We start from the raw sequence: 25498 nt of genomic DNA on the forward strand, positions 1-25498 counted from the left end.
ACGTATGTCCCAGAAGTTTTCCTAAGCCTTTTCTGAAAAAACAAAAAAGGCCTTGAAAATCAAGGCCTTTTTGCAATTTTGGCGGAGCAGGCGGGATTCGAACCCGCGGTGGGCTATTAACCCACACACGCTTTCCAGGCGTGCGACTTAAACCACTCATCCACCGCTCCGTGTTTGATGTCGTTATTCTAACCAGAAATTCCGACCTCAAAATGAAAGTGCAGCAAGTTATTTTCTACACTTTCATTCGTTGGCCGAAATTAGCTGCTCTTTCCCACTTGCATCATCTTCATAGCGGATGCAATCAAACCCGAGACTTCGGACATGTTGGCGGGGACAACCAGCGTGGTGTTGGAGTCAGCGGCCACTTTGCTATAGGCCTCCACAGCACTTTCGGCCACTTTAAGCTGGACGGCTTGCTCGCCACCGGGCTGGCGAATGGCGGTAGCTACACGTTCTAGCGCTTGGCCTGTCGCTTCAGCCACAGTAGTGATGGCGTTGGCTTCACCTTGTGCTTTGTTGATGGCCGCTTGTTTTTCACCTTCAGAGCGGGCAATAAACGCTTCGCGCTCGCCGGTGGCAATGTTGATTTGTTCTTGGCGGCGGCCTTCAGAGGCGGCGATCAAGGCGCGTTTTTCACGCTCGGCGGTGATTTGGGCCTGCATGGAGCGCAAAATCTCAGCAGGGGGTGTCAAGTCCTTGATTTCATAGCGCAGAACCTTCACGCCCCAGTTCAACGCCGCTTCATCAATAGCGTTGACCACTTGTGCGTTGATCATGTCGCGCTCTTCAAAGGTTTTGTCCAGCTCCAACTTACCGATCACGCTGCGCAGTGAGGTCTGTGCCAGCTGGGTCACGGCCATGATGTAGTTAGATGAACCGTAGCTGGCGCGCATCGGGTCGGTAACCTGAAAGTACAGAATACCGTCCACCGTCAGCTGCGTGTTGTCGCGTGTAATACAGACTTGGCTAGGCACATCCAGAGGGATTTCTTTGAGGCTGTGTTTGTAGGCAACGCGATCGACAAAAGGAATTAGAAAATTCAGGCCCGGGGTGAGGGTGCCTGCGTACTTGCCCAAACGCTCTTTGACCCATGCGTGTTGCTGGGGCACGACCTTGATCGAACGCACGATAAAAATAACAGCAATGATGGCAATGGCGAGAGGAACTGCGTAATCCATATTGTCTCCAGCCCTTATGGGGCGTTGTGATGAGGAAGAGGGGGAAGCTTTTCAGCGCACAGCATAGTCATGCCAAGGCTGAAAAATGCTCAAACTTTGTCAACTAGAAGGCGGTTGCCAATCACTTCGGTCACGCGGTGGGGGCCGGGCATAGCCAAGGTTCCGGGGCGGCACATCACGGTCCAGGCGGCGCCTCGGTAGCGTACTTGGGCTGTGCCGTCGGGGTTCCATTGCTCTACAAGAACGGTTTCGCCCACATCCATGTTGACATCGCGATTGCTGGATGCTGGCTGCTTGCGTGGGCTGCGTTTGCGCAGCAGGTAGCAGATAAATACTGCTGCAGAGCCCAAAATGGCAGCTGCCACAATCTGCGTGCTGCTGCCTTGACCAAAGTGGGCGCACAGTGCGCCAACGACGGCGGCTAGTGCCAGCATGAGGAGGTAAAAAGTACCGGTCAATAATTCAGCAATGACCAGTAAACCTGCAAGCAACCACCATGCGGTGGAATGATCCATACCTGAACTCCTCTATTTGTGGCTTGTATGCACCACATTCTGGGTTAAAAACACCCGCATTCAAAGCCGCGATAAGGATATTCCTTACACTTCGCGGCTGTTTCGTTTTTTAGGCCTGATTGGTACGGAGGCTGTCCATGAAATTTCGCTTTCCCATCGTCATCATTGACGAAGATTACCGTTCCGAGAACACCTCGGGGCTGGGTATTCGCGCCCTTGCTCAAGCTATTGAAGAAGAGGGTTTTGAAGTTCTGGGCGTGACCAGCTACGGTGACCTCTCGCAGTTTGCTCAGCAGCAAAGCCGCGCCAGTGCCTTTATTTTGTCGATTGACGACGAGGAATTCCAGCTCGGCAGCGACAAAGATCCCATCATTCACAGTCTGCGCAGCTTTATTGGTGAAGTGCGACGCAAGAATGAAGATGTGCCCATCTACATCTACGGTGAGACTAAGACCAGTCGCCACCTGCCTAATGACATTCTGCGCGAACTGCACGGCTTCATCCACATGTTCGAGGACACCCCCGAATTTGTGGCCAAGCACATCATCCGTGAAGCCAAGGGCTATCTGGAGGGCGTGCAACCTCCGTTCTTCAAGGCGCTGCTGGATTACGCCGAAGATGGCTCCTACAGCTGGCACTGCCCTGGCCACTCCGGTGGCGTGGCGTTTCTGAAGAGCCCCGTGGGCCAGATGTACCACCAGTTCTATGGTGAGAACATGCTGCGCGCCGACGTGTGCAATGCCGTGGAAGAGCTGGGCCAGCTGCTAGATCACAACGGGGCAATTGGCGAGAGCGAGCGCAACGCTGCGCGGATTTTCAATGCCGACCACTGCTACTTTGTGACCAATGGCACATCGACGTCCAACAAGATCGTTTGGCACCACACTGTGGCGCCGGGCGACGTGGTGGTAGTGGATCGCAACTGCCACAAGTCCATCCTGCACTCCATCATCATGACGGGTGCGATTCCGGTGTTCTTGAAGCCCACACGCAACCACTTCGGCATCATTGGCCCTATTCCGCAAAGCGAGTTCTCGATCGAGTCCATTCAGGCCAAGATCGCTGCCAACCCGCTGCTCAAGGGCGTGGATGCCAAGTCCGTCAAGCCACGTGTGTTGACGCTGACGCAGTCCACTTACGACGGTGTTCTGTACAACACAGAAACCATCAAGGGCATGCTGGATGGCTATGTGGCCAACCTGCACTTTGATGAGGCATGGCTGCCGCACGCGGCCTTCCACCCCTTCTATGGCAGCTACCACGCCATGGGCAAGAAGCGTAAGCGCCCCGTGCATTCGGTGGTGTACGCGACCCAGTCCATTCACAAGTTGCTGGCCGGTATCAGCCAGGCCTCGCATGTGCTGGTGCAGGATTCGCAGACCGAAAAGCTGGACCACCCGCTGTTCAACGAGGCGTACCTGATGCACACCTCGACCAGCCCGCAGTACAGCATCATTGCCAGCTGCGACGTGGCCGCTGCCATGATGGAGCCGCCCGGCGGCACCGCGCTGGTAGAAGAATCCATTCTGGAAGCGCTGAACTTCCGCCGCGCCATGCGCAAGGTGGACGATGAGTTTGGTGACGACGACTGGTGGTTCGAAGTCTGGGGCCCTGAAGCCTTGGCCGAAGAAGGCGTGGGCTCGGCTCAAGACTGGATCATTCGCGGCCCCGACTCCTCGCGCAAGCACAAGGCTAAAGCCAAGAACGGCAAGAACGGCAAGGAGTTCGACAACTGGCACGGCTTTGGCGATCTGGCCGATGGCTTTAACATGCTGGACCCGATCAACTCCACCATCGTCACGCCGGGTCTGGATCTGGATGGCGACTTTGACGACATCGGTATTCCCGCGTCCATCGTCACCAAGTATCTGGCCGAGCATGGCGTGGTGGTGGAGAAGACGGGTCTGTACTCGTTTTTCATCATGTTCACCATCGGCATCACCAAGGGTCGCTGGAACACCATGCTGACTGCGCTGCAGCAGTTCAAGGACGATTACGACCGCAACCAGCCGCTGGCGCGCATCCTGCCAGAGTTTGTGCAGAAGTACCGCCGCTACGAGCGCATGGGTCTGAAGGACCTGTGCCAGCACGTGCACGAGCTGTATGCCAAGTACGACATTGCGCGCTTGACGACTGAGATGTACCTCTCGGACCTCAAGCCCACGATGAAACCCTCGGACGCCTACGCCCACATTGCCCAGCGCAAGACCGAGCGTGTGGAAATCGACCATTTGGTCGGTCGCACCACGGTGGGTCTGGTCACGCCTTACCCGCCGGGCATTCCTTTGCTGATTCCTGGTGAAGTCTTCAACAAGAAGATCGTGGACTATCTGCTGTTCGCCCGCGAATTTGCCAAGATGGCTCCGGGCTTTGAGACCGATATTCACGGTCTGGTTGAGCTGGAAGGTGAAGACGGTGAAGTGCGCTACTACGCCGACTGCGTGGCAGAGTCGAGCTTTACGCCAGAGCCTGCGAAAAAAGCGGTGGCGGCGAAAAAGCCTGCAGCCAAGAAAGTTGCTGCTAAGCCCGCTGCAAAGGCTGCTGTAAAACCTACTGTTAAGGCACCTGCTAAAAAAGCGGCTGCCAAGCCAGCGGTCAAAGCCGCAGTTAAAACGGCTGCAAAGCCTGTCAAAGCAGTGAAGACTGCCAAGAAAGCGGTTTAAGCTTCAGTTCACGGGCGGGTTGTAAAACCTGCTTTCTATCAAAAGCCCGGGTGTTCGCACTTCGGGCTTTTTTATATTTTTGCCTATGCATTCACTCTCTCAATCAGCACGTGCAGCGCGCCTTTGGAAAGTTTTGGCTTGGCTCAGCCTGTGCTGGGCCTTGTTTGTTTTGTGGGGTTGTCTGAATGAAACCGGAACTAGCGGTGGGCTGATTCTTCGACTGTTGCCGTTTTTGCGTGGCTTTGAGTACACGGACAAACTGGTGCACGCGGGGCTGCATGGCGTACTGGCCAGTCTGCTGTGGAGTACGGCCTGGGCGCGTGCCCATGCTGAGCAATCGCGCTGGTCAGGGCGTGCGGCGCTAGCTGTGGTGCTAATTTGCGCCAGCTATGGCGGCGTCATTGAGCTGCTGCAGGCGGGCTTTACCACCACGCGCGGCGCTGAGTGGCTGGATGCGCTGGCTAACACCACAGGGGCGGCATTGGCAGTGTTGTTCTGGCAATCATTGCGGGGGCTACTCTTTAAAAAAGATAGCGCTTAGTGCTTGTCTGTAAATGGTTTTTCCCTATAAACCTTTAGAAATCCAATCACTTGAGGGGGCGCTGTCGCATGACTTCAGTTTGAGGGCAGTCCAGTCCCGTGAATCGATTCAGGCGCTCAGCTGGTAAATTTTGAGCCGAAAGTGCCTCTAATTCATTAGCATCAACGGCAAGCAGCTATGGATTTTGAATTTAGCGCGTGATTGCCTCAGGCTGAAAGCCGGGTTCATCGCGCATCCGCATAAAGCGAGCAAATCGCGGCAGGCCGCTTTTTTCATGCAGACCTTGATAGCGATAAGTAACCCAGCTGCCCAGCGGCGGCGGGTTTTTGCGCTGCTCAGCATTCAGGCCCGAGCCCAGCGCAAATTGCAGCCCTTGTGGGTTCTGCACGATGAGCGCCCCCGTCATGCCCTGCCACTGGCCGCGTCCGCTCTTGTAGCCAATGACTTTGGCTTCGGCGTCGTCAAACGGTTTGAGCTTGAGCAGATCGTCGCTGCGGCCACTGCGATAGGGCGCGCTGCCTTTGTGCAGCATCAGACCTTCACCGCCAGCTTTTACGACTTGATTCAGCAAGGTTTGCAGTTGCGCATCGCTGCTTAGTTTTTGCTGGGCCACCATCTGCACCCAAGTCTGGTTGATGTGGGCCACGGTTTGTTTGAGCAGTGGCAGGCGTTCGTCAAAACTGCCGGGGGCAGCTGGCAGGTCAAACACCATGAACTGCATGCGTTGCCAAGCCGCATCGCTGGGCTGGGTCTGTGCAGTGGTGGACTGGGCGTGCGAGAACTGGCCGCGTCCGGCCCAGAGCTCGCCACCCATGGGCGTGGCAGGCCAGCCTTGGGTAAACCAGCTGGGCGCTGCAATCACCTGTCCGCTGCGGCTGATGAGTTGCAGGCCATTCCAGTAGCCGCGCACGCCATCGAGCTTTTCGCTGATCCAGTAGTCCTGCAGTGGCAGGCCGTTGCGCCAGATGTGGGCCAGCATGAGTGAGGGTGCTTGCGTTGCTATTGGTGCAGTTTTTTGCGCAGTGGTTTGCACTGCTGTTTGAGCTTGGAGCGGGGCGCTCAGCCAAAAACCGGCACATATCAGAGCGTGCAAAAACCAGGATGGAAATTTGAGTAGCGACAGCGGCATGGCGATCTCCTCATGGTCAAGCGGCCCATGCTAGAGCTGCCAGCGTGCGTTGTCTATGAAACTGCTGTATTGATATAAAAAAGATAGCGTCTAGTCAATACAGAATAAGGACTTTTGGCGGTTTAGGCATAAAAAAGCCGCGACCTGTGGGTTGCGGCTTTGTGAGGGGGTGAGTTGCCTCAATCGCGCGTAATCACGGCGCAGGCAATGCGGGCGCCGGCGTTGCCTGTGGGCTGGGTGGTGTAGTCATCCGCTTGGGCGTGGACGATGAGGCCGCGGTCAATCACGTTGCCGGGGCCCGCCAACAAGGTGATGTCGCGGGACTGCACATTGACGGTGGCCACGCCGTTGGAATCCGCCTTCAGGCTGGGCAGGTCGCCCATATGGTGCTGGGTGGAGTCGTATTTGCCGTGGGGGTTGCCCATGGGGTTGAAGTGACCCGCAGCAGCGTTGCCGTTGTCTGCGCAGTCGCCTTTGTCGTGAATGTGAAAGCCATGCTCAGAATTGGGCTTGAGGCCGCGAACCACGGCGCTGATAACGACCTGTTGGCCGGTCTTTTGGGTAAATTTCACATCACCGCTGACATTGCTGCCCGAGGTGGCTTGCAGCTTGGCGATGGCCTGCGCTTGCTGTGGCTCAGTAGTGCTGCACGCTGCCAGTGCTGCGGTGGAGAGGGCGAGAAGTACAAAACGCAATGACATGAAAAGCTCCTTATGAATATTGATTGGGCTTAAAAATACTTTTTAACCATAGCTGCTGTGCTTGGCTGCGCTTGTAGGGCGAGGGCGGTGATGCCTTGTGCATGGCGAAAAACACTAAACGCAAAACACGCAGCGAAAAACAAGGTAGCAAATAAATTGTCAAATAAAAAGCCCCGCAGGTATTTGCGTACCTGCGGGGCTTTGGAAGTGTCAACTTTTAAGGCTTAGTCAGAGACTTTCGCAAGCCGCTTAGACCTGATCGGCAGACAGGCCTGCGGTTTGGCTAAAGCCGCCGTCCACATAGGTGATCTCGGCGGTCACGCCCGATGCCAAGTCGCTCAGCAAGAAAGCGGCGACATTGCCCACGTCTTCAATGGTCACGTTGCGGCGCAGGGGCGATGCATCGGCCACGCGGCCCAGCAGCTTGCCGAAGTCCTTGATGCCCGAGGCGGCCAAAGTCTTGATGGGGCCGGCGGAGATGCCGTTGGCACGGATGGCGCGGCCGTCTTCGGTGCGGCCCACGGCTTCAGCCAGGTAGCGCACAGAAGCTTCCAGCGATGCCTTGGCCAGACCCATGGTGTTGTAGTTCGGGATGGAGCGCAGGGCGCCCAAGTACGACAGGGTCAGCAGCGAGGACTTGTCGTTGAGCAGCGGCATAGCAGCCTTGGCCATGGCAGGGAAGCTGTAGGCGCTGATGTCGTGGGCAATGCGGAAGTTTTCGCGCGACAGACCGTCGAGGAAGTTGCCGGCAATCGCTTCGCGGGGGGCAAAACCGATGGAGTGCACAAAACCGTCAAACTTGCCCCAAGCGGCGCCCAGATCGGCAAACATCTTGTCGATTTGCTCGTCGCTGCCCACGTCGCAATCAAAAATCAGCTTGGAGTCAAAGTCGGCAGCGAACTCGGTGATGCGGTCTTTGAAGCGTTCACCCACATAGCTGAAAGCCAGCTCTGCGCCTTGTGCGTGGCAGGCCTTGGCGATGCCGTAGGCGATGGAACGGTTGGACAGAACGCCCGTGATCAGCAGCTTTTTACCGGTGAGAAAACCCATTGTTGATCTCCAGAGAAAATATTAAGAGGGGGACTGCACCACCTGTGGCGGCGGCGCTATCTTTAAAAACGTATCCGTAGGAACTGACCGATAGTCAGCCTAGCTAGGGCAGAATTGTCGCATGCGCCATTGGATGATTTGTTCAGCCCTGATTACCTGCAGCCAAGTTGCCACGCCAGCTTGGGCGGCACATGCCTATGCACTGTGGGGCGAGCCGCGGTATGCGGCGGATTTCAAGCACTTTGATTATGTGAACCCCGCGGCCCCCAAGGGCGGCGAGTTGCGCATGGTGAGTAATCTGCGTTACTCCACCTTTGATAAGTACAACCCCTTCACCATCAAAGGCTCGCCGCCCGCCTACGTGGGGGACATGCTGCTGGAGACGCTGCTCGCGCCCAGCCTTGATGAAACGGCCACGGGCTACGGCCTGCTGGCTGAAGATGTGGATGTGGCGGCCGACGGCCTGTCTGCCACCTTCAGGCTGCGCAAGCAGGCGCGCTTTCACAACGGAAAGCCGGTGCTGGCGCAGGATGTAAAGCACAGCTATGAGACGCTGCTGAGCAAATACGCATCGCCCGGCTACAAGACTTTATTTACCGAGGTGGATGGCTGCGATGTGCTCGATGAGCGCACGGTGCGCTTTCGCTTCAAAAAGCCCAATCGGGATTTGCCGCTGACCGTGGGTGCCGCCCTGCCGGTGTTTAGCCGCGACTGGGGGCTGGATGCGAATGGCAAGCCCAAGCCTTTTGATCAGGTGGTGACGGATATACCGATTGGCAGCGGCCCTTACAAAATTGGCCCAGTCAAGTTTGGCAAAGACATTACCTATGTGCGCGACGCTTCATACTGGGGCGCTTCACTGCCAGTGCGCGTGGGGCAGGCCAACTTTGATCGCATCACCATCAAGATCTACAAAGACGCAACGGCGCGGCTTGAGGCACTGAAGGCGGGCGAGTTTGACCTGATGCGCATCAACAGCGCAGGCGACTGGGCGCGGCGCTTGACGGGCAAGCGCTTTAACTCGGGCGAGCTGGTCAAGGGTGAGTTTGAGAACAAGCTGCCCTCGGGCTTTCAGAGCTTTTTCTTGAACACAAGGCGCGAGCAACTCAAAGATGTGCGCGTGCGCGAGGCGCTGGGCCTTGCCTACGACTATGAGTGGATGAATCGCCAGATGTTCTACGGCGCCTACCAGCGCGTGCATGGCCTGTTTGGCAACACTGCCTGCGAGACCCAAGGCGAGCCCACCGAGGCGGAACTGGCGCTGCTGCAGCCCTACAAAGGCAGTTTGCCGCCCGCCACGCTGGGGCCTATGGCCCAGCCGCCGCGCACCGATACAGGCGAGGGCTTGCGCGGAAATCTGCGCCGCGCGCAAAAGCTGCTGGCCGATGCAGGCTGGAGCGTCAAAGACGGGGCGCTGCGCAACGCCGCTGGCGAGGCCATGCAGATCGAATATTTGGACAGCGGCGAAGGCGGCATCAAGGCGGTGAGCAGTTGGATGCGCAATCTGGAAAAGTTGGGCATCACGCTCAAGGTGCGTAATGTGGACTACGCCCTCTACCAGCAGCGCATGGACAAATACGATTTCGATATCGTGACGCTGAACGTGCCCGGCACGCACAACCCGGGTCAGGAATATGCGGAGCTGTTCGGCAGTGCCGCCGCTGATATCGAAGGTGCATCTAACTATGTGGGCCTGAAAAGCAAGGCGGTTGACGACATCATCGCGCAGATGGCGTCGGCCAAATCTGAGCAGCAGATGCTGCCCGCCTGCCACGCGCTGGAGCGCATCATCGCGCACGGCCACTACCTGATTCCGCAGTACTTCTCGGGCAAGCACCGAATGGTGTATGACGACTGGAGACTGGCCCTGCCGGGGAAAATTCCACCTTATTCGCCCGGTGAGATGTGGGTGGTTTATACCGGCTGGGCCAAGTAATGTGGCCCCCACGCTCCACCGTTGCACGGGTCGCTGCCCCCCAAGGGGGCTGGCCTTGCTTGGGGCAGCACGGCGCTGCGGTCGAAAACAAGGGTTGATCGAAAATGTTTGCCTATATTCTCAAACGCATCTTGCTGATGATTCCCACGCTGCTGGGTGTGCTGCTGCTGACCTTTATCGTTATTCAGTTTGTGCCCGGTGGCCCTGTAGAGCAATATTTGGCAGAAGCCAAGACTGGCGCGGGGCGCGGAGTGGAAGGTGCATCCATGAGCTACCGCGGCGGGCAAGGTGTGGACCCCAAGCGGCTGGAAGAGATCAAGGCCCTGTATGGCTTTGACAAACCGCCCGTTGAACGCTTTGTGCAGATGCTGGGCCAGTTTGCGCGCTTTGATCTGGGGACCAGTTTTTTCCAGAACAAAAGCGTGTGGGCCTTGGTCAAAGAAAAACTGCCTGTCTCCATCAGTCTGGGTTTGTGGACGTTTTTTATCAGCTATCTGGTCGCCGTGCCGCTGGGTATTGCCAAGGCTGTGCGTGCCGGCTCGCGCTTTGATCTGGCCACCACGGTGCTCATCCTGATTGGCTATGCCATCCCCGGCTTTGTGCTGGGCGTGGCCCTGCTGGTGGTTTTTGGCGGTCAGCTGCAATGGTTTCCGCTGCGGGGGCTGACCTCATCGAACTTTGATGAACTCAGCGCCATGGGCAAGGTGGTCGATTACCTCTGGCACATCGCGCTACCCATTACAGCCATGGTGGCGGGTAGTTTTGCCGTCACGGCCATGCTGACCAAGAACTCGTTTCTTGAAGAAATCCGCAAGCAATATGTGCTGACGGCGCGTGCCAAAGGTTTGAGCGAGCGGCAAGTGCTCTACAAGCATGTGTTTCGCAATGCGCTGATTCCCATCGTCACCGGCTTTCCGTCTGCCTTTATTGGCGCCTTCTTCGCCGGGGCACTGCTGATCGAGACGCTGTTCTCGCTCGATGGACTGGGCTTGCTCAGCTACGAAAGCGTGATTCGCCGCGACTTTCCCGTGGTGCTGGGCACGCTGTATTTGTTCACGCTGATTGGGCTGGTGACCAAGCTCATCAGCGATCTTTGCTATGTATGGGTTGATCCTCGGGTCAAGTTTGACTGATTTCATGAAAAATGAGCCTCAAGCCAATATGGTACAAGCACTAGAAGCTATGAATTCAGGAGTAAAAGCCGTGCCCTCAGCGCCTGCAGCCCCGTCAGAATCGCCGGGGCGCAGAGCTTGGCGGCGCTTCAAATCCAACCGGCTGGGTTTTGTCAGTCTGGTGATTTTTTCGGTGCTGGTCGTGCTCAGCTTGTTTGCAGAAGTGCTATCCAACGACAAGCCTCTTATCGTGCGCTATGAGGGGCAGACCTATCTGCCGCTGCTCAATGACTACCCCGAGACCACCTTTGGCGGCGACTTTCATACACCCACGGACTATCTCGATCCCTTTATTCAGCAAAAGCTGAGCGAGGGCAGCAACTGGGCCATCTTCCCCATCAACCGCTACGGCAAGGCCACCATCAACTATTTTGCCAAGTCGCCCAACCCATCGGCTCCATCGGCCGATAACTGGCTGGGCACGGACGACCGGGGGCGTGATCTGCTGGCACAGCTCATCTACGGCTTTCGTGTCAGCGTGCTGTTCGGGCTGGCGCTGACGGTGGTGGGTGTGCTGCTGGGCGTGCTGGCCGGGGCGGTGCAGGGTTTTTTTGGCGGCAAGATCGATCTGGCCTTTCAGCGCTTTTCAGAAATCTGGGGCTCCATGCCCGAGCTATACCTGCTCATCATCTTCAGCGCGCTGTTTGCGCCCAGCGTGTCGCTGCTGCTGGTCTTGCTTAGTCTGTTTGGCTGGATGGGTCTGGCCGACTATGTGCGCGCCGAATTCTTCCGCAATCGCCAGTTGGACTATGTCAAATCTGCGCAGGCGCTGGGTGCCAGCAATCGCTCCATCATCTTTCGCCACATTCTGCCCAACAGCATGACGCCGGTGATCACCTTTCTGCCCTTCCGCATGAGCGGGGCCATTTTGGCGCTGACGTCGCTGGACTTTTTGGGGCTGGGCGTCCCACCCGGCACGCCCAGTCTGGGTGAGTTGCTCAGTCAGGGCAAAAACAATATTGATGCGTGGTGGATTTCGCTGTCCACCTTTGCCGTGCTGGTCATCAGCTTGCTGCTGCTGACCTTTATGGGTGACGCCCTGCGCGATGCGCTGGACCCGCGCAAGCAGGCAAAGAGCGCTGCGGTTAAGAGCGGGGGAGGCAAGCCATGAGCGAGCTCAATAAGACGAGCACATTGCTTTCAGTGCGCGACCTGAGCGTGTCTTTTGCGGGCAAGAGCGTGGTGCAGGGCGTGAGTTTTGACATGGCTGCCGGTGAAAAGCTGGCGCTGGTGGGTGAGTCGGGTTCGGGCAAATCCGTCACAGCTCTGTCTTTGCTGCGACTGGTGGGTGATGCTCAATTAAGCGGCCAGTGCTTGCTAGACGGGCGCGACCTGCTACGACTTTCAGAACGCGAGATGCAGGCTGTGCGCGGCGGCGATATCGCCATGATTTTTCAGGAGCCGATGACGGCGCTGAACCCGCTTATGACTGTGGGCGATCAGGTGGCCGAGGTGCTACAACTCAAGCAGGCGCTGAGCAAGGCGCAGGCACTTAAGCAGGCAGTGGAGTTGTTGGCCACGACGGGCATACCCGAGCCAGAGCGCCGAGCACAAAGCTATCCGCATCAGCTCAGTGGCGGGCAACGCCAGCGTGCCATGATCGCCATGGCGCTGGCCAGTCGCCCGCGCCTGCTGCTGGCCGATGAGCCCACCACGGCGCTGGATGTGACGCTGCGCGGCCAGATTCTGGATTTGCTGGCTGATTTACAGCGCCAGACCGGCATGGCCGTGCTGATGATTACGCATGACCTGAATCTGGTGCGCCGCTTTGCCGACCGTGTGGCGGTGATGGAAAAAGGCGTGCTGGTTGAGCAGGGCGCTGTGGCCGCTGTCATGCAAAACCCGCAGCATGCCTATACCCGCAAGCTGCTGGCCAGCAAGCCCGTGCGCGATGTGAATGATGGGGCTCTACCGGCCGATGCGCTGGATGTGGTGCAGGCCAAAGCGCTGCAAGTGAGCTATGCCACGCCGCTGCCGGGTATTCGGGGCTGGTTCAAAAAAGGGGCCTTCGTTGCGGTCAAGGCCGCGGATATGGCGCTCAAGAGCGGCCGCACGCTGGGTGTGATTGGCGAATCTGGCTCAGGCAAATCCACGCTGGCGCAGGCCGTGCTGGGGCTGCTGCCTTATGGGGGCGAGTTGCAGGTGGCGGGCAAGCAATGGCAGCAGCCGGCCATTCGCAACAGCACCGCTAACTTGGCACTGCGTCGCAAAATTCAGGTGGTTTTTCAAGACCCGTTCTCGTCGCTATCACCTCGCATGACGGTGGAAGAAATCGTGGGCGAAGGTCTGCAAATCCACGCCCCAGAGTTAAGCGCCGACCAGCGCCGTGAGCGTGTGCTGAAAATGCTGGCCGAGGTGGGCATGACCGATGCGCAGTTCCCCGGCTTGCTGCAGCGCTATCCGCATGAGTTTTCGGGCGGGCAGCGGCAGCGGTTGGCCATCTCGCGTGCGCTCATCATGCAGCCCGAGGTGCTGGTGCTTGATGAGCCCACCAGCGCGCTTGACGTGACTATTCAGCAGCAGGTGCTGGCGATGCTGCAGAGGCTGCAAAAAGAGCGCGGGCTGGCCTATCTGCTTATCACCCATGATGTGGATGTGATTCGCGCCATGGCCCATGAGGTGCTGGTGATGAAGGACGGCCAGATTGTGGAGCAGGGGTCTGTGCAGCAAGTTCTACAGGCACCACAGCAGGCCTATACACGCCAGCTGGTTGAGGCGGTTGGAGAAGACTTGCAAGCCGTTGGGAAGTAAAAATTGATAGCGTTTGGTGCTTGTTGGGTAATGACTGAAGCGCTAAATAATTGAGTTTGAGGTCAATCTGAGGCCTTGATTTGGGGCTTTGGGCATGAAAAACATTGAATCCGTACTCAAAAACATGTATTTGTTTGGCGCGAATTCTCTGGCTGTGGCCTAATTGCTGTTTTTCAACCGACCAATTGAGAACTCGACATGGGCAATAAGATCGTTACCGAAGCAGACCGCAAGGCCACTCCCCGTCCCCAAGCGCCTAACGGCGTGACTCTGCCCACGCAAGGTCGTGGTCAGCGCGTGAGCCTGGAGCGTGGTTCGCACACTCGCAGCAAGAAGCAAGCTGGCAAGCGCCACGGTTAATTGCTGCAGTAGGCCGCGCTTGCGTGGTTCTGCAAAAAAAGCCCTCGTCACTTACGTGCGAGGGCTTTTTTGTTTTTTGCGCTCCTGAGCACGGCATATCTGTTGCTGATCTGAAGGCATCAAGATGTCGTTACCATAGCGATGACTAGTCAAAGGGCTGAGCCAAAGTAGGTTGAGAATTTTTGAAATGACACAAGAAAATACAAAGCCCGATGCATGGTGGGTTGTTTGCCTTTGTGCAGCTTGGTGCGGTACCTGCAAGCAATATGAGCAGTCTTTTAAGGATCTCGCTGCTCAGTTTCCACAAATGCGTTTTGTCTGGCTGGATGTGGAAGACCGCGAAGACGTCGCTGGCGATCTAGATGTAGAAACTTTTCCATCGATTCTGGTGGCGCGCGGCAGTCAGGCTAAATTTCTCGGGCCTGTATTGCCGCAGACGGGTGTCTTGGCACGTATGCTTGAGTCTATGCAGCACGATGCTGCGGCTAAGCCTGCGGATGTAAAAGAGGCGCAGGATTTGCTGCAGCGTGTATTACAGGCGCATGACTTGCAGGAAGTCTTGCGCTGACCGCTGATTTATGCGAGCTACTTTTTGCGAAAACAATGGTTTGAGGCTACAATCACGGCTTCACGACCAAACGGGCGGGTAATTACCGCCCGTTTTTTTTGGGCAATTCATGGCTAAATCTGTTTTAAACAGTGCTAAGTCCATGATTTGACGAATATTTTTCGGGATTGAACTGAATACACGTGGCACTACAGCAAATCGTTGAACAAACCGTGACAGGTCTAGGTTATGACTTGGTCGAAATTGAACGCACAGCGGGTGGACTGCTGCGCATCACGATTGATTTGCCTTGGCAAGCGCCTGAGGAGGGCGCGCCTGAGCTGCCCGATCAGTACGTGACAGTGCAAGACTGCGAAAAAGTCACGCGTCAGCTCCAGTTCGCTTTGGAAGTTGATGGCGCGGATTACGCCCGTCTGGAGGTCTCTTCTCCAGGTATTGATCGTTTATTGCGCCACGAGCAGGACTTCATTCGTTTTGAAGGCTCTGAGGTGGACTTGACGCTCAAGGCTCCGATTGGGGCAGCTGGCGGTGAAAAAATCAATGCAAATCGCAAAAAATTTCGTGGCACGCTGGAGCGTTCTGAAGAGGGTGGTTGGCAGCTCGTCTGGACAGATGAGCCTCCTCCCAAGCCAGGCGTGCGCGTGAGCAAAAAACGTGAGCCTGCACCGATGAACGTGATGGGCTTTACGTTAGATGAGTTGCGTGACGTGCGTCTGGCACCGATTGTGAGTTTCAAAGGGCGCGCTGCCAAGTCTGAATAAGATGGCTGGAGCGTTGAATTTTCTGGGGCAAAGAGGCTGAAAGCCATTTCCTCTTTGCGTGATTGAAATAGGAGAGTCGTCGCATGAATCGCGAACTGTTGATGTTGGTTGAAGCCATTTCGCGCGAGAAGAACGTTGAGCGCGATCTGGTTTTTGGTGCCGTGGAATCCGCACTGGCCCAAGCCACCAAGAAGCTGTACCAAGGTGAAGTAGACATCCGCGTGTCCATCGATCGCGAAAGCGGCGACTACGACACCTTCCGCCGCTGGGTGGTTGTGGCTGACGATGCCGGTCTGCAAAACCCTGAAGCCGAAGAAATGCTGATGGACGCGGAAGACCGTGTCCCCGGCATTGAAGTCGGTGAGTTCATTGAAGAGCAGATTGAGTCTGTGCCGATTGGCCGTATTGGCGCTATGGCTGCCAAGCAGGTCATCTTGCAGAAAATCCGTGACGCCGAGCGCGAAATGCTGCTCAACGAGTTTTTGGCTCGTGGCGACAAGATTTTCACAGGCACCGTCAAGCGCATGGACAAGGGCGACATCATTGTCGAATCCGGTCGTGTGGAAGGTCGCCTCAAGCGCGGCGAGATGATCCCTAAGGAAAATCTGCGCAGCGGTGACCGTGTGCGCGCCATGATCATGGAAGTAGACGCCACACTGCGCGGCGCTCCTATCATCTTGTCGCGTTCGGCCCCTGAGTTCATGGTGGAACTGTTCCGCAATGAAGTCCCGGAAATCGAGCAAGGTTTGTTGGAAATCAAGAGCTGCGCTCGTGATTCTGGTAGCCGTGCGAAAATTGCTGTTGTCAGTCACGACAAGCGCGTGGATCCCATTGGCACCTGCGTGGGTGTGCGTGGTACCCGTGTGAATGGTGTGACCAACGAACTGGCTGGCGAGCGCGTGGATATCGTGCTGTGGTCTGAAGACCCCGCCCAGTTTGTGATTGGCGCCTTGGCTCCTGCAAATGTCTCCTCCATTGTTGTGGATGAGGAAAAGCATGCCATGGACGTGGTGGTGGATGAAGAAAATCTTGCCATCGCCATCGGTCGTGGCGGTCAGAACGTGCGTCTGGCCTCCGAGTTGACCGGCTGGAAAATCAACATCATGGACGCTGTCGAGTCTGCCCAAAAGCAGGCTGATGAGTCAGCTGGCTCACGCAAGCTGTTCATGGAGAAGCTGGATGTGGACGAGGATATCGCCAACATCCTGATCGAAGAAGGTTTCGAGACTCTGGAAGAAGTGGCCTATGTGCCTCTGCAGGAAATGCTCGAAATTGAATCCTTCGACGAAGAGACGGTAAACGAGCTGCGTAGCCGCGCTAAAGATGCATTGCTGGGACAAGAAATCGCTCGCGAAGAAAATGTGAGCAAGGCATCTGAAGATCTGCTGTCTTTGGACGGTATTACGTCCGAATTGTTGGACAAGCTGGCGCAAGCTGATGTGCACACCCGTGATGAACTAGCCGATCTGGCCATCGACGAGCTGACCGAAATTACCGGTCAGACTGCTGATGAAGCCAAGGCTTTGATCATGAAGGCGCGTGAGCACTGGTTTACTGATGGGCAAGAGTAAGGTCAGGGAGGTTCGGAGCATTTATGTCGAGTAATACGGTTGCAGAATTTGCGCAAGAACGCGATACGACCCCTGATTCCTTGCTGCAGCAGCTCAAGGCAGCTGGGGTTGACAAGGCTAATGCGGCTGATGTGTTGACTGAAGGTGACAAGCAGCGTTTGCTGAGTCACCTGCAGAGTAGCCATAACAGCGGCGCCAAAAAAATTACGCTAACCAAGAAATCCACCAGCGAAATCAAGCAGGCGGATTCCTCGGGCCGCGCTCGTACGATTCAAGTGGAAGTGCGCAAAAAACGCACTTTTGTGAAGCGTGAAGATACACCCGCAGAAGTTCAGGCCAATGCGGAAAGCATGGCCAAGGCTGTGCAAGTGCGTGCTGCTACTCAAGAGCTGGTACGCCGTGAAGAAGACGCTCGCCGCGAGGTTGAGCAGTTGAGTCACCAGGAAGAAGAATTGGCCAAGGAACGTCTAGAGCGCGAAGAGCGCGAACGCCGTGAGCGTGAAGCAGAGGAACGTGCTGCTGCTTATGCTGCAGCCGAAGCTACCAAGGTAGCTGAAGCCAAAGCGGCAAAGGAAGAAGAAAAGCGCGGGCATGTTGCTGGCGCGGCTGCTCGTGTAGCCGCTCAGGCAGATGCCCGAGTCAAGGCCGAAGCTGAATCTAAGGCCAAGGCCGACGAAGAAGCCACTCGCGCTAAGGATTTGGACGAGCGTCGCCGCAAGGCTTTGGCTGAGGCCGAAGCTATTCGCGCCATGATGGCTGCACCTAAGAAGGTGTTGGTCGCCAAGAAGCCGGAAGAACCTAAGAAGGTTGCTCCTGCTGCTGTCGCTGCCGATGCCAAAAAGCCTGCTGCTAAGGATGGCGCTAAGCCTGCCGGCGCTCCAGGTGCTGGTGCTAATGCCGCTGCACGTCCTGGCAAGGAAGTTAAGTCTGCAAAGCTGGCTTCGAGCTGGTCTAACGACGCAGGCAAGAAGAAAGAACTCAAGACCCGTGGCGATAGCTCCGGTGGTGTGGGTCGTTCCAACTGGCGCGGTGGTCCACGTGGTGGCCGTCGTGGCAATGAGCGCAACGATCAACAGCAGCAACAAGCTCCTGAGTTCCGTCAGCTGGAAATCTCGGTGCCCGAAACCATCACTGTGTCCGAATTGGCGCACAAGATGGCTGTTAAGGCATCTGAGCTGATCAAGGTTCTGATGAAGATGGGCCAGATGGTCACCATCAATCAGCCGCTGGACCAAGACACTGCCATGATCGTGGTGGAAGAAATGGGTCACACCGCTAAGGTGGCAGCGCTGGATGAACTGGAAGTCTTCACGAACGAAGAAGTCTCTAACCAAGACGCGGAGTTGATCTCCCGCGCTCCTGTGGTGACCGTCATGGGTCACGTGGATCACGGTAAGACTTCGCTGCTGGACTACATCCGTCGCACCAAGGTTGCGTCGGGCGAAGCCGGTGGTATTACTCAGCACATTGGTGCTTACCACGTGAACACGCCTCGCGGCATGGTGACGTTCTTGGATACTCCGGGTCACGAGGCCTTCACGGCCATGCGTGCTCGTGGTGCTAAGTCCACCGATATCGTGATTTTGGTGGCTGCTGCGGATGACGGCGTGATGCCTCAGACCAAGGAAGCGATCAAGCACGCTAAGGCGGCTGGTGTTCCTATCGTGGTTGCCATTACCAAGTCTGACAAGCCCGATGCAAACCCCGATCGCGTAAAGCAAGAGTTGGTGGTTGAAGAGGTGCTGCCGGAAGAATACGGTGGTGATTCTCCATTCATCGCTGTGTCTTCCAAGACCGGTCAAGGCATTGACGAGTTGCTGGAGCAAGTGCTGCTGCAAGCCGAAGTGCTGGAACTCAAGGCCGCTGTGGACGCCGCAGCCAAGGGTATCGTGATCGAAGCTCAACTGGATAAGGGCCGAGGTACCGTGGCTACGGTGCTGGTGCAGTCCGGTACGCTGAAGGTGGGCGATGTGGTGCTGGCTGGCCAGACCTACGGCCGCGTTCGCGCCATGCTGGACGAAGACGGCAAGCAGACTAAGTCTGCAGGTCCTTCTATCCCTGTAGAAATTCAGGGTCTGAATGAAGTTCCTATGGCGGGTGACGACTTCATGGTGCTGAGCGACGAACGCCGTGCCCGTGAAATCGCGACCTACCGTGCTGGTAAGTTCCGTCACACCAAGCTGGCTAAGCAACAAGCCGCCAAGCTGGAAAACATGTTTGCCGAAATGACTTCTGGCGATGTGCAGACTCTGCCCATCATCATCAAGGCCGACATGCAGGGTTCGCAAGAAGCACTGGCTGCCTCCTTGCTCAAGCTGTCGACCGAGGAAATCAAGGTTCAGCTGGTGTACTCCGGCGTGGGCGGTATCTCCGAATCCGACGTCAACTTGGCGCTGGCTTCCAAGGCCATCATCGTCGGCTTCAACGTCCGTGCAGATGCCCAGGCTCGTAAGACAGCCGAAGGCAACGGTGTCGATCTTCGCTACTACAACATCATTTACGATGCTGTAGATGAAGTGAAGGCTGCGATGTCCGGCATGCTGGCTCCTGAGAAGCGTGAAGAGATCATTGGTATGGCTGAAATCCGTACCGTGTTCGTGGCCACGAAGATTGGTACCATTGCAGGTTCGTACATCACGCAGGGTCATATCACCCGCGGTGCGCACTTCCGTCTGCTGCGCGATAACGTTGTCATCTACACAGGTGAGATCGAATCGTTGCGCCGTTTGAAGGATGACGTTAAGGAAGTCAAGGAAGGCTTCGAGTGCGGTATCAAGCTGCGCAACTACAACGACATCAAAGAAAACGACATGCTGGAAGTCTTTGAGATCAAGGAAATCGCTCGTACGCTGTAAAAGCGATAGCTGCTAGCGCATGTTCTACAAGGGTTTGAGGCATAAAATGCTTCAAACCCGTTGTTCTTCAAGCGCGCCGAGCTCTTTTTATTCATGGCAACCAAACGTAAATCTGCTGCACCCAATCGCAGCTTCAAAGTTTCTGACCAGATCCAACGCGATCTGTCGGAGCTGATCGCTCGCGAGTTGAAGGACCCGCGTATTGGTATGGTCACGCTGCAAGGCGTGGAGGTAACTCCTGACTATGCCCATGCGAAGGTGTTTTTCAGCGTGCTCATCGGTGATCCTGAAGTGACGCTGAGTGCACTCAACCAGGCCGCAGGCTTTCTGCGCAATGGCCTGTTCAAACGCTTGCACATTCACACTGTGCCAACGCTGCATTTTGTGTACGACCGTACGACAGAACAAGCCTCCGACATGAACGCCTTGATCGCCAAGGCTGTAGCGTCGCGCGGCCCAGAACAAGACTAAGCATGAACGCCCCTCGCACACGGGTGCAGCGGCGCCCCGTGCATGGGGTGTTGCTGCTCGACAAACCGCTGGGATGGTCCAGCAACGATATCTTGCAGAAGGTCAAGTGGCTACTTCGCGCCGAAAAGGCCGGGCATACAGGCACGCTTGATCCTTTGGCCAGTGGCATCTTGCCGCTGTGCTTTGGTGCTGCAACTAAATTCAGTCAGCTTCAACTTGAAGCTGAAAAGACCTATGAAGCCATCGCCCGCTTGGGCCAGACCACGACCACGGCAGATGCCGAAGGAGATGTGGTGCTGGAACGTGCGGTCGATCTGGCCTCCATCACGCCAGAACGTCTGGCTGAAGTGCAGGCGCAGTTCACAGGCGCTATTAAGCAAGTGCCACCCATGCACAGTGCTTTGAAAAAAGACGGTAAGGCACTTTATGAATATGCCCGCGCGGGTATTGAAGTGGAGCGCCCAGCACGAGATGTCACAATTCATGCATTGAATCTGACGCTGGTGCAGGATGATCAAGGGTATCCAGCTATCAAGATGAGAGTGACCTGCAGCAAGGGCACTTATATCCGTACTTTGGGCGAAGACGTGGGCGAGGCCTTTGGCTGTGGCGCCCATTTGCGTTTTTTGCGCCGAGTGGAAACGGGTGGTCTTGATATCTCGCGCTGCGTGACGCTGGAAGCGCTTGAAGCCATGAATGATGAAGAGCGAGTTGCGCAGGTTGCCCCTGTGGAGTCGCTACTGCATCGTCATGCCGTCGTCACCTTGGGTGAAGAGGATGCAGGACGCTATTCATCAGGTTTGCGCCGACGGGGGACTTGGGCAGATGCCCCAGCTGTCGCGGTGTATGGTGAGCGCCCGCATGCCCTTTTGGGGGTAGGCCGTGTGGTGAGCGGGGAGTTGATCCCCGAGCGTCTGCTCAGTCCGCTAGAAATTCAACAAATTTTGGAAGTAAAGCCGCGCCCACAAGCAAGCGGCATTTTGGAAACACTATGAGCAAACAAATCCGCAATATCGCGATCATTGCGCACGTTGACCACGGCAAAACCACCATGGTTGACCAGCTGCTGCGCCAGTCGGGCACTTTCGCCGAGCACGAAAAAGTCGTTGACACCGTGATGGACAACAACGCCATCGAACGCGAGCGTGGTATCACTATCTTGGCCAAGAACTGTGCTGTTTCTTGGAAAGGTACTCACATCAATATTCTTGACACACCCGGTCACGCGGACTTCGGTGGTGAAGTCGAACGTGCTCTGTCCATGGTTGACGGCGTGGTTCTGTTGATCGATGCGCAAGAAGGCCCTATGCCCCAAACGCGTTTCGTGACCAAGAAGGCGCTGGCTTTGGGCCTGCGTCCTATCGTGGTGGTGAACAAGGTTGATAAGCCCGGTGCAAACCCCGATAAGGTGGTGAACTTGGCGTTTGACTTGTTCGACAAGCTGGGTGCTACTGACGAGCAGCTGGACTTCCCTGTTGTGTACGCCTCCGGTATCAACGGCTGGTCGTCCAAGGAAGAAGGCGTTGCTGGTGAAAAGTGGGGCGAGGACATGTCCGCCCTGTTTGACACCATTTTGGAACACGTGCCTGCGATTCAAGGTGATGCTTCGGCTCCCCTGCAGATGCAAGTTTCCGCGCTGGACTACTCCACATTCGTGGGCCGTATTGGCGTTGGCCGTATCACTCAAGGTACTGTGAAGCCTGGTCAGCAAGTGATGCTCATGGCGGGTCCTGAAGGCAAGCCTTACACCGGCAAGATCAACCAAGTTCACACCTTCCAAGGTATTGATCGCATTCAAGCTACCGAAGCTGGTCCTTCGGAAATCGTGCTGATCAGCGGTATTGAAAACATCGGTATCGGTGAGACCGTGACCGATCCTCAGAATCCTCAGCCTCTGCCGATGCTGAAGATTGACGAGCCGACCCTGACCATGAATTTCTGCGTGAACACTTCGCCTTTGGCAGGTCGCGAAGGCAAGTACGTGACCAGCCGTCAAATCTGGGATCGTCTGCAAAAGGAACTGCGCTCCAATGTGGCTTTGAAGGTCAAGGAAACCGACGAAGACGGTATCTTTGAAGTGATGGGTCGCGGCGAACTGCACCTGACTATTTTGCTGGAAGAAATGCGTCGCGAAGGCTACGAGCTGGCAGTGTCCAAGCCCCGCGTTGTGATGCAAATGATCGACGGCGTGAAGCACGAGCCTATCGAGTTGGTGACTGCTGACATCGAAGAGTCTCATCAAGGCGGCGTGATGCAAGCTTTGGGCGAGCGCAAGGGCGAGCTGGTGAACATGGAATCCGATGGCCGCGGTCGCGTCCGTCTGGAATACCGTATTCCTGCCCGTGGCCTGATCGGTTTCACCAACGAGTTCTTGAACTTGACACGTGGTTCCGGCTTGATCGCCAATATCTTTGACAGCTACGAACCCCATAAGGGTGACATCGGCGGCCGTAAGAACGGCGTGCTGATCTCCATGGACAACGGTGAGATTTTCACTTACGCCCTGGGTAAGCTGGACGACCGTGGTCGCATGTTTGTGAAGGCCAACGACCCTGTGTACGAAGGCATGATTGTGGGTATCCACAGCCGTGACAACGATCTGATCGTGAACGCCACGCGTACCAAGCAGCTGACCAACTTCCGTGTGTCCGGTAAGGAAGACGCGATCAAGATCACGCCTCCTATCGAGCTGTCGCTGGAATACGGCGTTGACTTCATCGAAGACGACGAATTGCTGGAAATCACTCCTACCAGCCTGCGCGTGCGCAAGCGCCACCTGAGTGAGGCCGAGCGCAAGCGTGCTTCGCGCGACTAATTGACTCGTTCAATGTCATAAAAGGCCCTTCGGGGCCTTTTATTGTTTGTGCCAGGGCAGAAGCGATGGGTTTGATGTGTAGAGTATCGGCTGGACTAAGGGTAATGGACCTTGCTCGGACAGAGTGGGCTTCTAGAATCCCTATCATAAAGTGGCACGCATCCTGCATTTCCAGCAGGTTTGAACTTATCTAGGAGCGATATGACCCCCAAAATGTTGAGCATGGCCTTGATTGCTGCCAGTAGCGCTTTTGCTTTTACCGCCCAGGCCGCGGATCTGAAGGTGGCAATCGACCCAACCTACGAGCCCTTTACGTTTAAGACAGCCGACGGCAAGCCCACGGGCTTTGACGTGGACATCGCGAATGCTATTTGCGCTGAAATGAAGCGCAATTGCGTGTTTGTGGAACAGGTCTGGGACAGCATGATTCCCGGCTTGCAAGCGCGTAAATACGATGTGGTGGTCAGCTCGTTGTCGATCACGGAAGAGCGCAAGCGCGTGATTGACTTCTCAGATCGCTATTACAAAACGCCTAGCGCTATTGTGGTGAAGAAGGGCACGGCATACGCCAACCCTGCATCCCTCAAGGGCAAGCGCATTGGTGTGCTCAAGGGCAGCACGCAAGAGAAGTGGGCCATGGGTGAGCTCAAGCCTGCAGGCGTGACGGTTGTGCCTTATGAGGCGCAAGACCAAGTTTATCTGGACATCAAGGCCGGCCGTTTAGATGGCACCGTGGCTGATAAGGTGGAAGTGCATGGCGGCTTCCTGCGCAAGCCTGAAGGCAAGGACTATGGCTATGTGGGCGCTGACCAGTACGAGACCAAGTACTACGGCGACGGCATTGGCATCGGCATGCGCAAGGGTCAAAAAGACCTGAAGGAACAGGTTAACAAGGCCATCAAGACAATTCGCAGCAACGGTACATACAACACCATTGCAAAGAAGTACTTTGACTTTGACCCGTACGGGAACTAAGTCCTAAAGCGCCTACTTGCCCGCAGTGCGTTTAACGGCTGCGGGCTTTGTTTCATCAAGCTTTTGCGCGAATGAGTGACTACTATTTATCTATCCTGAACGGAGCGCTGTTGACGGTGGCTGTGTCCATCGCCTCTTTGTGCGTCTCTACGGTTTTAGGTTTGCTGGGTGCAACCGCTAAGCTCTCGAACAAGCGACCCCTGGTCTGGGGTGCAACGCTCTACACCACGGTGATTCGTGGCATTCCTGAACTGGTGCTGATGCTGCTGGTGTTTTATGGTGCAGCGATTGGAATTAACAGTTTGTTTGAAGCCATGGGCTCAGACTTTGTGCTGGACTTGAACCCCTTTGTCGCCGGTGTTGCCACTCTGGGCTTTATTTACGGCGCCTATATGACGGAGACATTTCGCGCTGCGATTCTGTCAATTCCGCGTGGGCAGATGGAAGCCGCTTGGGCTTTTGGCATGAGTCCGCTGCAGACATTTCTGCGCATTACGCTGCCGCAAATGGTGCGTTATGCCTTGCCGGGTTACACCAATAACTGGTTGGTGCTGATTAAGGCCACGGCGCTGGTCAGCCTGATTGGTTTGCACGATATGACCTATCTGGCTAAGCAAGCCAGTGCGGCCACGCGCCAACCTTTTGTTTTTTTACTGTTTGCTGCTGCTTTGTATTTAGTCTTCACCAGTATGTCGCTATGGGTGCTTAAGCGCCTGAATGCGCGTTACAGCCTAGGCACTGACAAGGTGCAGTTATGAGCTGGGACATTATTTTTCAGCCAGAGCATCTGGCAATGTACGGCCAAGGTTTGTTCACCACGCTGTGGCTGCTGCTGTCCTGCCTGGCGATTGGTTTCGTGCTGGCCATCGCCACGGCTTTGGCACTGACCAGCCGCAGCTGGTGGCTGAGAAAACTGGCGGGCTCTTTCACCTACTTTATTCGCGGCACGCCGCTGCTCATTCAGGTCTATCTGATTTACTACGGGCTGGGGCAGCTGGAATGGATTCAGGCGCGTTGGGATGAGGTCTGGCCTTGGACTTATTTCAAGCAGCCATTCTTTTGCGCCTTGCTGGCGTTTGCGCTTAACAACGCAGGCTATACAGGCGAGATGCTGGCTGGCGCGATTCGCGAGACCTCGCCGGGCGAAGTCGAGGCCGCGCGAGCGATGGGAATGAGCCGCTTTCAGATCATGCGTCGCATCGTGCTGCCAAGTGCCATGAGGCGCACGCTGCCTCCTTACAGCAACGAGGTGGTGCAGATGCTGCACTCGACCAGCCTCGCCAGCGTGGTACCGGCTCTCACCGATGTGACTGCCGTGGCCAGTCGCATTTACTCCGACTTTTACTTGCCGTTTGAGGCCTATCTGGCGGCTGCCGTAATTTATCTTTGCGTGACGTTTGCACTGATCGGCACTTTCCGTTTGCTGGAAAAGCGCTTTCTCGCCTATTTGGCACCGCGTGCGCAATAACTAAGACTCTGTTTC

The 25498-nt window shown here is 56.1% G+C and carries 22 protein-coding genes and 1 tRNA gene; 17 read left to right on the plus strand and 6 right to left on the minus strand.

Annotated features, from left to right (window positions below; all coding sequences use genetic code 11):
- Nucleotides 1-79: 79 nt before the first annotated feature.
- From KUF54_RS05910 to KUF54_RS05920, 3 genes are all read right to left on the minus strand, one after another.
- A tRNA-Ser gene (locus KUF54_RS05910) sits at nt 80-170 on the minus strand.
- A 90-nt stretch (nt 171-260) separates the two neighbouring features.
- Nucleotides 261-1181 carry an SPFH domain-containing protein gene (locus KUF54_RS05915; protein WP_219345726.1) on the minus strand — a complete coding sequence of 307 codons (921 nt, stop codon included), beginning with the start codon at nt 1179-1181 and terminating at the stop codon, nt 261-263.
- 89 nt (nt 1182-1270) lie between these two features.
- Entirely contained in the window at nt 1271-1696 is a 426-nt protein-coding gene (locus KUF54_RS05920; protein ID WP_219345727.1) for an NfeD family protein, read from the minus strand.
- A gap of 137 nt (nt 1697-1833) precedes the next feature.
- On the opposite strand from KUF54_RS05920, the gene KUF54_RS05925 reads away from it, so the two are divergent.
- Both KUF54_RS05925 and KUF54_RS05930 read left to right on the plus strand, forming a co-directional pair.
- A complete protein-coding gene (locus tag KUF54_RS05925) occupies nt 1834-4359 on the plus strand; it encodes an arginine/lysine/ornithine decarboxylase (RefSeq protein WP_219345728.1) in 2526 nt (841 codons plus the stop codon).
- An 85-nt stretch (nt 4360-4444) separates the two neighbouring features.
- Nucleotides 4445-4900, plus strand: coding sequence for a VanZ family protein (locus tag KUF54_RS05930; protein ID WP_219345729.1), 456 nt, complete (start codon nt 4445-4447; stop codon nt 4898-4900).
- Between the two features lie 190 nt (nt 4901-5090).
- Here the strand turns inward: KUF54_RS05930 and KUF54_RS05935 are convergent, their stop codons facing one another.
- The 3 genes from KUF54_RS05935 to fabI all read right to left on the minus strand — a co-directional run bounded on the left by KUF54_RS05935 (nt 5091) and on the right by fabI (nt 7780).
- Nucleotides 5091-6029: a DNA ligase gene (locus tag KUF54_RS05935; RefSeq protein WP_219345730.1), complete on the minus strand. Its 939-nt coding sequence runs from the start codon at nt 6027-6029 to the stop codon at nt 5091-5093.
- 179 nt (nt 6030-6208) lie between these two features.
- Nucleotides 6209-6730, minus strand: coding sequence for a superoxide dismutase family protein (locus tag KUF54_RS05940; protein ID WP_219345731.1), 522 nt, complete (start codon nt 6728-6730; stop codon nt 6209-6211).
- A gap of 249 nt (nt 6731-6979) precedes the next feature.
- The gene (fabI, locus tag KUF54_RS05945; RefSeq protein ID WP_219345732.1) at nt 6980-7780 is read right to left on the minus strand and encodes an enoyl-ACP reductase FabI; all 801 of its coding nucleotides are present in this window, start codon (nt 7778-7780) and stop codon (nt 6980-6982) included.
- Between the two features lie 121 nt (nt 7781-7901).
- On the opposite strand from fabI, the gene KUF54_RS05950 reads away from it, so the two are divergent.
- From KUF54_RS05950 to KUF54_RS06020, 15 genes are all read left to right on the plus strand, one after another.
- Nucleotides 7902-9716, plus strand: a complete 1815-nt coding sequence (locus KUF54_RS05950) for an extracellular solute-binding protein (RefSeq protein ID WP_219345733.1) — start codon at nt 7902-7904, stop codon at nt 9714-9716.
- A gap of 104 nt (nt 9717-9820) precedes the next feature.
- Nucleotides 9821-10849: a microcin C ABC transporter permease YejB gene (locus KUF54_RS05955; protein ID WP_219345734.1), complete on the plus strand. Its 1029-nt coding sequence runs from the start codon at nt 9821-9823 to the stop codon at nt 10847-10849.
- A gap of 49 nt (nt 10850-10898) precedes the next feature.
- Nucleotides 10899-11999: an ABC transporter permease gene (locus KUF54_RS05960; protein ID WP_219345735.1), complete on the plus strand. Its 1101-nt coding sequence runs from the start codon at nt 10899-10901 to the stop codon at nt 11997-11999.
- Nucleotides 11996-13639: an ABC transporter ATP-binding protein gene (locus tag KUF54_RS05965; protein WP_219345736.1), complete on the plus strand. Its 1644-nt coding sequence runs from the start codon at nt 11996-11998 to the stop codon at nt 13637-13639. Before KUF54_RS05960 ends, KUF54_RS05965 begins: the two co-directional genes overlap by 4 nt.
- 198 nt (nt 13640-13837) lie before the next feature.
- Complete coding sequence (locus KUF54_RS05970; protein WP_199173700.1) at nt 13838-13999, plus strand: hypothetical protein; 162 nt, start codon at nt 13838-13840, stop codon at nt 13997-13999.
- 187 nt (nt 14000-14186) lie between these two features.
- Entirely contained in the window at nt 14187-14567 is a 381-nt protein-coding gene (locus KUF54_RS05975; RefSeq protein WP_219345737.1) for a thioredoxin family protein, read from the plus strand.
- 182 nt (nt 14568-14749) lie between these two features.
- Nucleotides 14750-15328, plus strand: a complete 579-nt coding sequence (rimP, locus tag KUF54_RS05980; protein ID WP_219345738.1) for a ribosome maturation factor RimP — start codon at nt 14750-14752, stop codon at nt 15326-15328.
- Between the two features lie 83 nt (nt 15329-15411).
- Nucleotides 15412-16899: a transcription termination factor NusA gene (gene nusA, locus KUF54_RS05985; protein WP_219345739.1), complete on the plus strand. Its 1488-nt coding sequence runs from the start codon at nt 15412-15414 to the stop codon at nt 16897-16899.
- A 23-nt stretch (nt 16900-16922) separates the two neighbouring features.
- Nucleotides 16923-19754 (plus strand): translation initiation factor IF-2, encoded by a 2832-nt coding sequence (gene infB / locus KUF54_RS05990; RefSeq protein WP_219345740.1) that lies wholly within the window; start codon nt 16923-16925, stop codon nt 19752-19754.
- 93 nt (nt 19755-19847) lie between these two features.
- Nucleotides 19848-20225 (plus strand): 30S ribosome-binding factor RbfA, encoded by a 378-nt coding sequence (gene rbfA / locus KUF54_RS05995; protein ID WP_219345741.1) that lies wholly within the window; start codon nt 19848-19850, stop codon nt 20223-20225.
- 2 nt (nt 20226-20227) lie between these two features.
- Entirely contained in the window at nt 20228-21220 is a 993-nt protein-coding gene (truB, locus tag KUF54_RS06000) for a tRNA pseudouridine(55) synthase TruB (protein ID WP_219345742.1), read from the plus strand.
- The gene (gene typA, locus KUF54_RS06005; protein ID WP_219345743.1) at nt 21217-23040 is read left to right on the plus strand and encodes a translational GTPase TypA; all 1824 of its coding nucleotides are present in this window, start codon (nt 21217-21219) and stop codon (nt 23038-23040) included. Before truB ends, typA begins: the two co-directional genes overlap by 4 nt.
- Nucleotides 23041-23241: 201 nt before the next feature.
- The gene (locus KUF54_RS06010; RefSeq protein ID WP_219345744.1) at nt 23242-24015 is read left to right on the plus strand and encodes a lysine/arginine/ornithine ABC transporter substrate-binding protein; all 774 of its coding nucleotides are present in this window, start codon (nt 23242-23244) and stop codon (nt 24013-24015) included.
- Nucleotides 24016-24086: 71 nt separating this feature from the next.
- Complete coding sequence (locus KUF54_RS06015; RefSeq protein WP_219345745.1) at nt 24087-24773, plus strand: ABC transporter permease; 687 nt, start codon at nt 24087-24089, stop codon at nt 24771-24773.
- Nucleotides 24770-25483, plus strand: a complete 714-nt coding sequence (locus KUF54_RS06020) for an ABC transporter permease (protein WP_219345746.1) — start codon at nt 24770-24772, stop codon at nt 25481-25483. The genes KUF54_RS06015 and KUF54_RS06020 overlap by 4 nt, the downstream gene beginning before the upstream one ends.
- The last annotated feature ends 15 nt before the right edge of the window (nt 25484-25498 follow it).

Origin of the sequence: Comamonas sp. Y33R10-2 (assembly GCF_019355935.1) — a bacterium.
Taxonomy (GTDB): Bacteria; Pseudomonadota; Gammaproteobacteria; order Burkholderiales; family Burkholderiaceae_C; genus Comamonas.

Bases quoted from the DNA above. Each gene is read 5' to 3' on its own strand.
- KUF54_RS05915 (WP_219345726.1), bottom strand. From the start codon at position 1,181: ATGGATTACGCAGTTCCTCTCGCCATTGCCATCATTGCTGTTATTTTT.
- KUF54_RS05920 (WP_219345727.1), bottom strand. From the start codon at position 1,696: ATGGATCATTCCACCGCATGGTGGTTGCTTGCAGGTTTACTGGTCATT.
- KUF54_RS05925 (WP_219345728.1), top strand. From the start codon at position 1,834: ATGAAATTTCGCTTTCCCATCGTCATCATTGACGAAGATTACCGTTCC.
- KUF54_RS05930 (WP_219345729.1), top strand. From the start codon at position 4,445: ATGCATTCACTCTCTCAATCAGCACGTGCAGCGCGCCTTTGGAAAGTT.
- KUF54_RS05935 (WP_219345730.1), bottom strand. From the start codon at position 6,029: ATGCCGCTGTCGCTACTCAAATTTCCATCCTGGTTTTTGCACGCTCTG.
- KUF54_RS05940 (WP_219345731.1), bottom strand. From the start codon at position 6,730: ATGTCATTGCGTTTTGTACTTCTCGCCCTCTCCACCGCAGCACTGGCA.
- fabI (WP_219345732.1), bottom strand. From the start codon at position 7,780: ATGGGTTTTCTCACCGGTAAAAAGCTGCTGATCACGGGCGTTCTGTCC.
- KUF54_RS05950 (WP_219345733.1), top strand. From the start codon at position 7,902: ATGCGCCATTGGATGATTTGTTCAGCCCTGATTACCTGCAGCCAAGTT.
- KUF54_RS05955 (WP_219345734.1), top strand. From the start codon at position 9,821: ATGTTTGCCTATATTCTCAAACGCATCTTGCTGATGATTCCCACGCTG.
- KUF54_RS05960 (WP_219345735.1), top strand. From the start codon at position 10,899: ATGAATTCAGGAGTAAAAGCCGTGCCCTCAGCGCCTGCAGCCCCGTCA.
- KUF54_RS05965 (WP_219345736.1), top strand. From the start codon at position 11,996: ATGAGCGAGCTCAATAAGACGAGCACATTGCTTTCAGTGCGCGACCTG.
- KUF54_RS05970 (WP_199173700.1), top strand. From the start codon at position 13,838: ATGGGCAATAAGATCGTTACCGAAGCAGACCGCAAGGCCACTCCCCGT.
- KUF54_RS05975 (WP_219345737.1), top strand. From the start codon at position 14,187: ATGACACAAGAAAATACAAAGCCCGATGCATGGTGGGTTGTTTGCCTT.
- nusA (WP_219345739.1), top strand. From the start codon at position 15,412: ATGAATCGCGAACTGTTGATGTTGGTTGAAGCCATTTCGCGCGAGAAG.
- infB (WP_219345740.1), top strand. From the start codon at position 16,923: ATGTCGAGTAATACGGTTGCAGAATTTGCGCAAGAACGCGATACGACC.
- rbfA (WP_219345741.1), top strand. From the start codon at position 19,848: ATGGCAACCAAACGTAAATCTGCTGCACCCAATCGCAGCTTCAAAGTT.
- truB (WP_219345742.1), top strand. From the start codon at position 20,228: ATGAACGCCCCTCGCACACGGGTGCAGCGGCGCCCCGTGCATGGGGTG.
- typA (WP_219345743.1), top strand. From the start codon at position 21,217: ATGAGCAAACAAATCCGCAATATCGCGATCATTGCGCACGTTGACCAC.
- KUF54_RS06010 (WP_219345744.1), top strand. From the start codon at position 23,242: ATGACCCCCAAAATGTTGAGCATGGCCTTGATTGCTGCCAGTAGCGCT.
- KUF54_RS06015 (WP_219345745.1), top strand. From the start codon at position 24,087: ATGAGTGACTACTATTTATCTATCCTGAACGGAGCGCTGTTGACGGTG.
- KUF54_RS06020 (WP_219345746.1), top strand. From the start codon at position 24,770: ATGAGCTGGGACATTATTTTTCAGCCAGAGCATCTGGCAATGTACGGC.